Genomic DNA, 1,676 nt, shown 5'->3' with positions numbered 1-1,676 from the left:
CCCTGCCGTTCTCGCGCACATGGGACGACAGTTTCAACAATAAAGTGCTGGTATTGGGCAGCGAAAACCAAAACAAAAGCAACCAAACCCCTTACGAATACTTCAATGGCAAAGACAACAGCCGCGAATGGCAGGAATTTAAAGCGCGTGTCGAAACCAGCCGTTTTCCTCGTAGTAAAAAACAACGGATTCTGCTGCAAAAATTCGACGAAGATGGCTTTAAAGAACGCAATCTGAACGATACGCGCTACGTCAACCGTTTCCTGTGCCAATTTATTGCCGACCGTATGCGGCTGACAGGTAAAGGGAAAAGACGTGTCTTTGCATCCAACGGACAAATTACCAATCTGTTGCGCGGCTTTTGGGGATTACGCAAAGTGCGTGCGGAAAACGACCGCCATCACGCCTTGGACGCAGTTGTCGTTGCCTGTTCGACCGTTGCCATGCAGCAGAAAATTACCCATTTTGTACGCTATAAAGAGATGAACGCATTTGACGGCAAAACTATAGATAAAGAAACAGGAGAAGTGCTGCATCAAAAAGCACATTTCCCGCAACCTTGGGAATTTTTCGCACAAGAAGTCATGATTCGCGTCTTCGGCAAACCGGACGGCAAACCCGAATTTGAAGAAGCGGATACCCCCGAAAAACTGCGTACCCTGCTCGCAGAAAAATTATCATCTCGTCCCGAAGCCGTACACGAATACGTTACGCCACTGTTTGTTTCACGCGCGCCCAATCGGAAGATGAGCGGGCAAGGCCATATGGAGACCGTCAAATCCGCCAAACGACTGGACGAAGGCATCAGCGTGTTGCGCGTACCGCTGACACAGTTAAAACTGAAAGACTTGGAAAAAATGGTCAATCGGGAGCGTGAACCTAAGCTATACGAAGCGCTGAAAGCACGGCTGGAAACACATAAAGACGATCCGGCCAAAGCCTTTGCCGAGCCGTTTTACAAATACGATAAAGCAGGCAACCGCACCCAACAGGTAAAAGCCGTACGCGTAGAGCAAGTACAGAAAACCGGCGTATGGGTGCGCAACCATAACGGTATTGCCGACAACGCAACCATGGTGCGCGTAGATGTGTTTGAGAAAGGCGGCAAGTATTATCTGGTACCGATTTACAGTTGGCAGGTCGCAAAAGGGATTTTGCCGAATAGGGCTGTTGTACAAGGAAAAGATGAAGAAGATTGGACGGTAATGGATGATAGTTTTGAGTTTAAGTTTGTACTTTATGCGAATGATCTGATTAAGCTAACCGCTAAGAAAAATGAATTTTTAGGCTATTTCGTCAGCCTAAATAGAGCTACAGGAGCAATTGATATTCGTACACATGATACGGATAGCACCAAAGGGAAAAACGGCATTTTCCAAAGTGTTGGTGTCAAAACCGCCCTTTCATTCCAAAAATACCAAATCGACGAATTGGGCAAAGAAATCAGATCATGCCGTCTGAAAAAACGCCCGCCTGTTCGTTAAATAAACCTATCCCTGTTTCAGACGACATGAAACAGGGATTTTTTGTATAAAAATAAGGGGAAGAAACATGACTTGGCGCAGTCTGCTTATTCAAAACGGCGGTAAATTATCCTTGCAACGCCGGCAACTGCTGATTCAACAAAACGGCGAGTCCCATACCGTACCATTAGAAGACATCGCCGTTATCATCAT

The 1,676-nt window shown here is 46.5% G+C and carries 1 protein-coding gene and 1 pseudogene; both read left to right on the top strand.

Features of this window, described 5'->3' with window-relative positions:
• A partial coding sequence (gene cas9 / locus ACTHS3_RS12490; RefSeq protein ID WP_440368076.1) for a type II CRISPR RNA-guided endonuclease Cas9 occupies nucleotides 1-1,484 on the top strand: 1,484 nt, incomplete at its 5' end.
• Nucleotides 1,485-1,551: 67 nt separating this feature from the next.
• Nucleotides 1,552-1,676 (top strand): annotated as a pseudogene (locus tag ACTHS3_RS12485) (type II CRISPR-associated endonuclease Cas1); the annotation flags it as partial.

This window comes from Neisseria sp. P0009.S007 (assembly GCF_051962515.1).
Note: the sequence above shows the minus strand (reverse complement) of the source record. Positions and strands in the feature narration are given on the sequence as shown.